Source organism: Candidatus Aeolococcus gillhamiae, from assembly GCF_016464765.1.
GTDB classification, from domain to species: Bacteria; Chloroflexota; Dormibacteria; order Aeolococcales; family Aeolococcaceae; genus Aeolococcus; species Aeolococcus gillhamiae.
Window position 1 is genome coordinate 60,246 of the sequence record NZ_JAEKNS010000124.1, and the last position, 8,028, is coordinate 68,273.

Here is an 8,028-nt window from a genome sequence, read left to right on the forward strand (position 1 = left end):
GGCTACGCCGGCCCGCCGCTGCCGGCGCCGGCTGCCTCGGACTGCTGCTTGGCCAGATCTCGGATGGCTTCCTTGCGGGAGAGGTTGATCCGGCCGCGATCGTCGACCTCGATGACCTTGACCATGATCTCGTCGCCGATGTTGACGACGTCCTCGACCTTCTCGACGCGGTGTTCGGCAAGCTGGCCGATGCGCACCAGGCCCTCCTTCTTGGGAGCGATCTCCACGAAGGCACCGAAGCCCATCAGGCGGGCGACGCGACCCTTGTAGATCTTGCCAATCTCGACATCATCGGTGAGGTCACGGATCATCGCGAGCGCCTGCTCCCGCGCCGCCGCGTTGGCCGAGGCGATGCTGACCCGGCCGTCGTCCTCGATGTCAATTTGGCAGCCGGTCTCCTCGACGATCTTGCGGATCATCTTGCCGCCCGGGCCGATGACGTCGCGGATCTTGTCCGGGTTGATCTGGATGGTCTCGATTCGCGGTGCCCACGGGCTCATCTCGCTGCGCGGCTGTGCGAGCGCCTCTGCCATCTTGTCGAGGATGTGGATACGGCCGACGCGGGCCTGCTCGAGCGCCTGCTCGACCAGCTCCCAGCGCAGCCCCTTGATCTTCATGTCCATCTGCAGCGCGGTGATCCCCGTCTGTGTGCCGGCGACCTTGAAGTCCATGTCGCCGAGTGCATCCTCCATCCCCTGGATGTCGCTGAGGATGGCGGCGCGGTCGTCGCCCTCATCGGTGATGAGCCCCATGGCGATGCCCGCGACCGGCGCGACCAGCGGTACCGCCGCGTCCATGAGTGCGAGGCACGAACCGCACACCGACGCCATCGAGGTGGACCCGTTGCTGGAGAGGATCTCCGTGACGATTCGCACCACGTACGGGAAGTCGGCCTCGTCCGGCATCACATTGTGCAGCGCGCGTTCGGCGAGCGCGCCGTGGCCGATCTCGCGACGGCCGGGGGCCCGTTGGAAGCGAGCCTCGCCGACGGAGTACGGCGGGAAGTTGTAGTGGTGCATGAAGCGCTTGAACTCCTCTAGCCCAAGGCCGTCGATCTTCTGCTGGTCCTGGCCGGAGCCGAGCGTCACGATCGATAGCGCCTGCGTCTGGCCTCGAGTGAAGATGGCGCTGCCGTGGGTGCGCGGCAGTACGCCGACCTGCGCCCAGATGGGACGGATCTCGTCGGTACGACGGCCGTCCGGACGCACACCCTCGTGGAGGATGGCGTTGCGCACCGCCTTCTTGGTCTCGGACTCGAACGCCTTGCTGACGTCGGCGCGCTTCTCGGGGAAGCGCTCAGCCAGCTGCTGCTGGACCTCGGCCTTGAGCTCATCGAGCTGAGCCTCACGGGCGGCCTTGTTGCTGTTGCGCGCCGCCTGGCCGATGCGATCGGCAACCAGCTCGTGAACCGCCGACGCCACCTCGGGATCGGTTCCAACCGGCGGGTAGTTCATGGTCGGCTTGGGGCCGAGCGCGTTGCGGATGTCGAGCTGGAACTGCACCAGGCGCTTGATCTCGTCGTGCGCCATGCGCATTGCCTGAAGCATCACGTCCTCGGACACCTGGCGCGCACCTGCCTCGACCATGCTGATCGAGTCGGACGTGCCGGCGACCACGAGGTCGAGCTCCGACTCGGCGATCTGCTGGAGGGTGGGGTTGAGCATCAGCTGCCCGTCCAGCATGCCGACGCGCACACAACCCACCGGTCCGGCGTGAGGGATGTCGCTGATCGCCAGTGCCAGGGACGCACCGGTCACCGCGAGGGTGCTCGGGTCCTGCTCCTGGTCCGCAGAGAGCACGGTGGCGATGATCTGGACGTCGTTGCGGAAGTCCTTCGGGAAGAGCGGCCGCAGCGGCCGGTCGATCATGCGGCTGGCAAGAACGCCCGCCTCGCTGGGCCGCCCCTCACGCCGCGGGAAGCTGCCCGGGATGCGACCCACGGAGTAGAGCTTCTCCTCGTAGTCGCAGGTCAGCGGGAAGAAGTCGATGCCCTCGCGCGGGGCCTTGTTGGCGGTCGCCGTGACGAGCACGACGACGTCGCGGCAGCGAATGAGCAGCGCGCCGTTCGCCTGCTCGGCGATGTGTCCGGTCTCGACGGTCAGCTTCTGACCGGCGTATTCCGATTCGAATTTTTGGTAGGCCATTGGGTCTCCTGTTGAGTGGATGACCCGGGTGGCGACTGCACCGGCTGCGGCACCGCGCTGATGGTGGTGAGATTGGAGGCTGGAGGTCGGCTGGCGGTTCGCGCCGGTGGCTGCGGGGGCCGCTGTGTGCCGAGGTCCAGGCGCCAACCTCTCACCGCTGCACGTGGCTGCGGAAGGTCGTCGCTCCCGGATCGGAACGGGTGGGTTTGCTGTGTGAAGTTGTCGGGCCCACCGGTCAGGCGGGCTGTGGGCAGCCCTCCGTGGAGTGGACCATCGAATGTGAGCGCATCTCTTAGCGGCGCAGCCCGAGCTGGGCGATGATCGCGCGATAGCGCTCGACGTCGCTGCGAGTCAGGTAGTCGAGCAGCCGGCGCCGCTTGCCGACGAGCTTGAGCAGACCTCGACGGGAGGCGTGGTCCTTGGGGTGGTCGCGCAGGTGCTCGGTGAGCGCGGAGATGCGGTCGCTGAGGACGGCGATCTGCACCTCCGCCGACCCGGTGTCGGTGTCGTGGCGACGATGTTCGGCGATGATCTCCGACTTCGGTCGAACTGCGGGCAAGTGAATCTCCATGGGCCGGGTGGCCGGTCACCGGACGGAGAGCAGAGCCGCGTGGCGCATTTCCCGATGCGTCAAACCGAGCGGGGCTCTCCGAAGGTCACCGTGAGTTTACCAGCAATCGAGTTCAGCCTGCCGCAGATCGCGGGACACACAACCGGAGCGCACCCGGCAGACAGGTGAGCGTGGCGGGTGCGATGCCGATCTGCTCGCCCTCGATGTCGAAGAGGAGGGCGCGGTTGTCGAGCGGTTCCACCCGTACCGTCCTGGCCCGCTTGACGAGCACCCCCGGCTGCTTGATGTGGGCACCGCGGTACACCGACGGCATGGCCACGAGAGTGCGCATCCGTCCCAGCGCGGGCAGAACGACGACGTCGAACCAGCCGTCGTCGAGCTCCGCCGATGGGGCGATCCGCATCCCACCACCGAAGTAGCGGCCGTTGGCGATCACAACGTTGTCGATCTGCATCTCGGCGGAGTGGCCGTCGAGGATGAGCCGGATCGGGCGTCCGCCGAAGGTGGTGAGGACTTTCAGGGTGATCACGAGGAAGACAACGGTTCCCCGCACGCCACCGCCTTTGCTGTTGCTGCGGTTGACCCGCGCGACCACCTCTCCTCCAACTCCGCAGTCGGCGATGTTGATGAAGTGCGTGGGCGGAGTGGCCGGGCTGTCGTAGGTGATGCGCCCCGCGTCAATGCGACGCGTGTGGTTGGCGGCAAGGATCGCCGCCAGTGCCGTCGGGTCAGTCGGGTGACCGGTGGTGCGGCGGAAGTCGCCTCCGGTGCCGCTGGGCAGCACGCCGAGGATTGCCTCTCTGTTGATCGGCGTGCCCGCGTCGTCCGCGGCGAAGAAACCGTTGACCACCTCGTTGAGGGTGCCGTCACCTCCGCAGGAGACGACGCGCGTGTAGCTGCTCGTCAGGGCATCGCGGGTGGCGGCGGTGGCGTCGCGCGGCGCGGTGGTGTGGTGGACGTCATACGTGATGTGCGCCGTGTCGAGCGCCCCGCGAAGCGCCGGCCACCGCTTTCCGGTGCGCCCGCCGGCGCTGGCTGGGTTGACGATGACCAAGGTGCGCGGCTGTTCGGCTGGTCCCGCACTCATCGCGCGGATGGTATCGGCGGCCTGGGGCGACCGGGTCGTGTCTGTCGCGACCGCGTCGTGACCGGCGGCGGTGCGTTTGGCGGGATCGTGACTTCGGCGACTGTAACGGTTTGGCAACGGCTTGCTTGGTAGCTGGCGGGGTCGTCGCCGGCGCGTGATTGAAACTCAGCTGCCGGGTCGCGAGACTATGGGGGGTGGTATGTCGCCGGACAGGCGCCGGCGTCTGCTGTCGCGCACCGAGCGGACGATGGAAGGGCAGGGGATAGTGCGGATGTTCCAGTTTCGTGGCGGCGTCGCGGCGACCCTGGCGATCTTCGCCGTGGTGTCGTGCGGCAACCCGGCGCCCACTGCGACGCCAACCGTACGGGTAACGCCGACTGCAATCGCGCGACCGAGCGCGGCGGCTGGACCGTGTGCCTCCGTGACGACGACCACGGACATTGCGCGGGTGCCACCGGCCTGCGCAGCGCTGTGGGCGCCCTATGGGGTGACGAAGGTCCCGCCGGCGAACCTGACGGATTCGACGCCGCCTGCTCCGCCGGTCGTGAATGCGACGAAGGGAGGGGTGTCGGACGCCGAGATGAAGCAATGGATCGCAGCTTCCAACCGCGATTCCGTGTGGTACCGATGGGCGGAGGCGAACGATCAGGCTTCGCTGATGCCACGCCTAGGGGAGGTATCTCTCGACCCACCCGCAGAGTTGCAGGCGATGGCGGCAAATGAGCCAATCACGCAGCCAGACTGCGCACTGTTTCCAGCCAAGCTTTCCGTGTTCGCTATCAGCCCGAGCGACCGACGCTTCTTTTCGTCGCAACCGCACACCACCTCCGACCAGTACGTCTTCGTGGGCACATACCCAGGGCCATGCACAGTCACTGCGCTCAACACGTCAGGGCAGACGATTACTATCGCCTCATATCCCTCGACTGGCACGACCTTCTTCGCTAGTCATTTGGCCCAAGATCCGTTGCTTGGTCCGCTTTTGTTCTACGACGGAGCGGGAAACTGCAATCAGTCCGGCGCCCCGAGCACTTGGTGCCGCTCGTGAGAATGACTGTCGCTGTCGCAACAGCTCTCCTCGTTGTGACGTCAGGTTGCACAATCGCCACGCCGGCTTCGGCGAACGGAGCTCGGGGCGTCGCTGGCTGCGCGGGTGCCGGCGGTGGCGGCACAGCCGGAATCGGAGCCGCCCTAAGCTGCGGGCTCCCTCCCCCGTCCGCGCCGACCCCGCAGGACAACGGCAACGGCGTCCTCGCCGCTTCCCCAGGTCCAGCGCTCGGTTCGAAGTGCATCCCCACCAAGCAGTTGACCACTGGCACCGTCGACCCCAACGTCGGTCTCCGGACGCGCGAGTACGTCACCGTGGCCCCGTCGATCGCGGGGAACCCGGAGACGGGCCTCACCGCCACGGTCACGATCCAGTCCCCTCTGCCCATTGGGTCTCCGAACGGGCCACGCGTGGTTTCGGTGCCTGCGCAGCTCGTCAAGACCGCGGCTCAGCAGAACGCCGACGAGCTCGCCGCCGCGCAAGGGATGGCCGACCAATACAACGCACTCCAGCAACAGGAGGTCGCTGCAGCCACCGCATCAGCATTCGGGCGCCTGTCTGCTGCGATCGAAGCCTCTCTCAATGCCCCCCCGTACACGGCGGCAAACTTCTATGTACCCCTGACGCCGCCGGTGCCGGGCGCCGTGGCCACGTCGGAAGACGCCACCACGTGGACCCTCAGTGAAACCGTGTACCTCGTGGTCGGACGCGTCGTACACGACCAGGTTCGCGTCAGCTCCGCCGGCCTGCCCATCTACGGTCCCGACTACTGCAGCGAGTTGACCGTCGTCGATACCACTCCCCCGAGTCTGAATGCGCAGGTTGCCACGACGGTGCCCGCCTTCACCACCCAGACCAACCAGATCGCCGACGCGCTCTGGCAAAGCTTCCGTCGCGGAGCCATCGTCAGCGAGCCGGCCAACGGTTCCCCCACGTACGTTGGGCTGCCAACGTGCGTTGCCCTTGATACGGGCCTCCCGACCGGCTCTCGCACGCCGAACCCGTTCACGCTGAGCCTTCCGCTCACCCTGCGTGGCGTCGCCGGATCGCTCCCCGTCGCGGTGTCAGGTCGCGTCGCGGTGTCCATCGTGGCCAACGGCGTGCACTGGGATTTCCACGACCCCTCCGGTGATACGACCGTCCACGGTCAGGATTCGACCGACCCAACGGCGCCGAATGGCACGCCGACCTACGACGCAGCGTCCGGAACCTGGCCTGACGCTGCGGCGAAATGCGCGGTGTACCACCAGTACCGCGCGCTCGCCTCCTCCCCCGGCGTGAACATCACCGCCAGCGAGCACTTCCACATCGAGGTGTCGGGCGTCTACAGCAACGGCAGCGCGGCGCCCGTGACGTTCGCGTACAAGTACGAGCCGCAGGATTCGCCGGTGGTCTGGGCGGCCGGCCCCTATCCCATCTACCAGATCGAAGCCGTCCCGTACGCCCCCACGGGCTAGCTCACGGCCCGGATGGCTGCTCGGCGCTGCGTCGCGCTGCCCGGTTGGCGATGTTGCCTGCGACCACCACGATGGTGTGATCGAGGCCGAATGGCGCACCACCGCTGGCAGCGGCAGCCGCCTGGTCCTTCGCCAACGTTCGTGAGACCGCCGACTCGATGGCGTTGAGCACCAGCCGCCCCTCCTCCGGAGGCAGGGTGGCGCACAGCGCGAGCATGCCGTCCGCGTCGAGCCACCACGATACCAGGCGCCGTCGTGCCCGCTGCAGGGCCGTCCGGCGCGGATCGTCGACGGCGATCGCGCGCCGGTACGCGTGACAGATCCGCGCCAGCTGCGATCCCGACGCCTCGAGCGCCAGCTCGAGCCACAGCGTCTCGTCACCCGCGGTGGCGACCCGCGTGAGCGCACGCACCTTGTCGAACGACAGCCGTCCAGCAGCGAACGCCTCGTGGATGAGCGGCAGGTCGCGCAACGCGTGTCCAACGCGGACCATCTCGCGCGCTCCACAGATCGATGCCTGTGGCGATCGTCACCCAGTGTGCGCAGCTGCGCATGCAAACCCCAGTAACAGCAATACTTTTGGCTCCTACCAGAGCAGGCCGGACACCGCGCGCCCAAACGCCAAAGGCCCGACGGCTCACACCCCGGGCGCCGTCACCCCTGCCAAAAGCGACCGCACCTGCTCCACGTCACGCCCAATCTGCGCCACCAGCTCGTCAACCGAACCGTACGCGCGCTCCTCGCGCAGGCGAGCCACGAAAGCAGCTCGCACGGAGCGCCCGTATAGATCGCCGGAGAAGTCGAGCAGGAACGCCTCCACGGTGAGCCGGTCGCCACCAAATGTCGGCCGGTACCCGACGTTCGTCGCCGCTGCGTGCCACTCGCCGTCCACCCGCACCCACATCGCGTACACCCCAGGCGCAGGGAGGCACTTCTCCGCCGCGATCGAGAGATTGGCCGTCGGAAAGCCGAGATGGCGCCCAACCTGCTCGCCGTGCTCCACCACTGCGTCCATGAAGTACAGCCGTTCGAGCAGGAGAGCCGCGCCGCCAACGTCGCCCGCGGCGACCAGTGAACGCACCCCTGACGATGACACCACCTCGCCACCGAGCCGGACCCCGTCGACCACCTCCACGGGGAACCCATGTCGCTCCCCGTAGTCGCGCAGGAAGGCAATGTCGCCCTGTCGCTTATGGCCGAGAGCGAAGTCATGCCCCACCACCAGCGCGCGCAGGTCGAACGACTCGCGGAGCATGTCGCAGAACTGCTCGGCCCCCCAGCTGCTCACCTCGCGCGTGAAGCGAAGGACGGTCAGCCGATCAAGCCCGCAGGCGGCCAGCACCGACTCCTTCTCCGCAAGAGTGGTCAGCGATTGCGGGCAGTGGGCGGGATCGAGGACACAGCGCGGGTGCGGATCGAAGGTGAGCAACCCGCTCTGCGCAGCAAGCGACGCAGCCGTCGACCGAACAGCATCAAGCAGTGCGACATGGCCCAGGTGCACACCGTCGAAGTTGCCGATGGTGAGCACCACTGGTGCATCGCCCTCGACCCTCGCCCCCAGACCGCTGTCGACGCGCATGGGCTAGTGCACTGTCTTCTTGAAAGGTTGACGGTGCATGCTGGTGAGGATCTGCTCGGCTGACTTGATCCAGACGAAGGGTTTGCTGGTCTGATTCCAGGCGTCGAGGAAGCGCTGGATGGCATCGACCAGGGCTGCGAGG

The 8,028-nt window shown here is 67.3% G+C and carries 6 protein-coding genes; 1 reads left to right on the top strand and 5 read right to left on the bottom strand.

Annotation, left to right across the window (positions count from 1 at the left end; translation table 11 throughout):
• Positions 1-2: 2 nt before the first annotated feature.
• The 3 genes from pnp to JF886_RS12165 form a co-directional block, all read right to left on the bottom strand.
• Entirely contained in the window at positions 3-2,144 is a 2,142-nt protein-coding gene (gene pnp, locus JF886_RS12155; RefSeq protein ID WP_337312818.1) for a polyribonucleotide nucleotidyltransferase, read from the bottom strand.
• A 292-nt stretch (positions 2,145-2,436) separates the two neighbouring features.
• On the bottom strand, positions 2,437-2,715 hold the full coding sequence (gene rpsO, locus JF886_RS12160; RefSeq protein WP_337312819.1) for a 30S ribosomal protein S15: 279 nt from the start codon (positions 2,713-2,715) through the stop codon (positions 2,437-2,439).
• Positions 2,716-2,827: 112 nt separating this feature from the next.
• Positions 2,828-3,802 (bottom strand): diacylglycerol/lipid kinase family protein, encoded by a 975-nt coding sequence (locus JF886_RS12165; protein WP_337312821.1) that lies wholly within the window; start codon positions 3,800-3,802, stop codon positions 2,828-2,830.
• A gap of 1,305 nt (positions 3,803-5,107) precedes the next feature.
• On the opposite strand from JF886_RS12165, the gene JF886_RS12170 reads away from it, so the two are divergent.
• Positions 5,108-6,307, top strand: a complete 1,200-nt coding sequence (locus JF886_RS12170; protein ID WP_337312823.1) for a hypothetical protein — start codon at positions 5,108-5,110, stop codon at positions 6,305-6,307.
• A 1-nt stretch (position 6,308) separates the two neighbouring features.
• Here the strand turns inward: JF886_RS12170 and JF886_RS12175 are convergent, their stop codons facing one another.
• Positions 6,309-6,800, bottom strand: a complete 492-nt coding sequence (locus tag JF886_RS12175; protein ID WP_337312825.1) for a hypothetical protein — start codon at positions 6,798-6,800, stop codon at positions 6,309-6,311.
• A gap of 144 nt (positions 6,801-6,944) precedes the next feature.
• Positions 6,945-7,886, bottom strand: a complete 942-nt coding sequence (locus JF886_RS12180; protein WP_337312827.1) for a bifunctional riboflavin kinase/FAD synthetase — start codon at positions 7,884-7,886, stop codon at positions 6,945-6,947.
• Positions 7,887-8,028 lie beyond the last annotated feature (142 nt).

What these genes read in the sequence shown, in the direction of transcription:
- JF886_RS12165 (WP_337312821.1), bottom strand. Translation starts at nt 3,802, where the DNA reads ATGAGTGCGGGACCAGCCGAACAGCCGCGCACCTTGGTCATCGTCAAC.
- JF886_RS12180 (WP_337312827.1), bottom strand. Translation starts at nt 7,886, where the DNA reads ATGCGCGTCGACAGCGGTCTGGGGGCGAGGGTCGAGGGCGATGCACCA.
- pnp (WP_337312818.1), bottom strand. Translation starts at nt 2,144, where the DNA reads ATGGCCTACCAAAAATTCGAATCGGAATACGCCGGTCAGAAGCTGACC.
- JF886_RS12175 (WP_337312825.1), bottom strand. Translation starts at nt 6,800, where the DNA reads ATGGTCCGCGTTGGACACGCGTTGCGCGACCTGCCGCTCATCCACGAG.
- rpsO (WP_337312819.1), bottom strand. Translation starts at nt 2,715, where the DNA reads ATGGAGATTCACTTGCCCGCAGTTCGACCGAAGTCGGAGATCATCGCC.